This is a genomic window from Bartonella florencae (assembly GCF_000312525.1).
In the GTDB taxonomy this organism is placed as follows: domain Bacteria; phylum Pseudomonadota; class Alphaproteobacteria; order Rhizobiales; family Rhizobiaceae; genus Bartonella; species Bartonella florencae.
The window spans coordinates 1-1,410 of record NZ_HE997467.1 but is presented as its reverse complement, the minus strand read 5'-3'; the positions used below and the strand labels follow the sequence as shown (position 1 = coordinate 1,410).

General features: G+C 44.4%; 1 protein-coding gene. It reads left to right on the top strand.

All coding sequences use genetic code 11. The annotated features are described in order from the left end of the window. Positions 1 to 1,369: Bgr_08870 family protein (locus BN202_RS08770; protein WP_341871766.1), on the top strand; the 1,369-nt coding region annotated here is incomplete at its 5' end. Positions 1,370 to 1,410: the final 41 nt, after the last annotated feature.

Genomic DNA, 1,410 nt, shown 5'->3' with positions numbered 1-1,410 from the left:
ATGGTGTGTGATTTTGGCGCCGGCATATTGTGATGGGAGTAAACACATGACAAAAACCAAAAAACTCGATATGGAATTGCCCAAAGAAGGGCGTTTTATCAGTTCTGAATTCCCAATCTTGCGCGATAATCTCAATAAACTTGATCAAGCTCTTATAACGGTTGAGGAAAAGATAGATCAAAAAGCCCCTTTGCAACATAAGCATACAATCAGTGATGTGACGGGTCTAGAAAACGCCCTCAATGGCAAGATGTCCGCCGATAAAACCTTCACTTTTGCCGATTTAAGCGATATCGAGGGTGCTAAGGACGCAGCTAACAACTATGTGCTTTATAAATCAGGCAATAATAACTTCACCTTTGGCAGTGCTGTATCCCTGTTAGGCGCACACCAACATAAAACCGAAGATATTGTGGGGCTTGATGATTTTAGAGCCAAGATCAATGAAGATCTGACAAGTTATGGGCTTCTCACCAGCCCCAATGAATGGCAAAGTTACAACAAATTTATCAACAAAGTCACCATGAGTGGCAGCTTGGAACTGTTGGGCAACTCATCATTGAATATTACCCATAATGGTAAAGTGGTCACTAACTTAAATACAACCGGAAGCTCGCTTAAAGGACCTTTGAGAGTCGATGGTGATATTGTTTATACCAAGGCGCAAGTGGATGCTCTTTTAGATGCTTTAATCAAAAAGCGTAAAGAAGAATACATTGAAATCACCATGTTGCAGAGTGGTAATATTCCTTGGCCTGATGGGGTGACAGATGACACTGATATTGAAATCATGGCTTGGGGAGGTGGCGGCAGCGGTGGCCAACGTGGAGGAGGAGGTGGTGGTGAATGTATTTCTTTAAAGATTCAAAAACGCCAATTACAGAATAATGATGTAGTGACTATTGGAAAAGGCGGATATGGAAATGGTGTTAATGGTGGTAATACGCTAGTTGGTTCTATTCTTACAGCACGAGGTGGTAAGGGGAATAACGGTTATATTGGTGGGAATAGTGGCGGTGGAACTCCAGGTGGGTATGGAGTTGCAAGTGGTAATAGTAATGGTTATGCGGGGAAAGAAGATCCTTGGCATGGAGGTGGAGGCGGCGGCGGAGGTTTTGATAATCGTCGTGGCGGTGATGGGGGCGACAGTAGCTATGGTGGTGCAGGTGGAGGTGGTAGTGGTGGTACTAGTGTACCTAATAATGGAGGTAAAGGTGGAAAAAGCCAGTATGGTGGCAATGGAGGAAACGGTGCTGAATTAGGCAATGGCGGTGGCGGTGGCGGCGGGTATCGAGATGGCGAGGATGGAACAGCAAGTGGTGCTGGACGGGGTGGAGATGGCGCAGTTAAATTAAAGGTTTTTGTATAAGTTTTTAAAGCTTTTTATCGCTCTTTTAAAGCCCTTTTAAA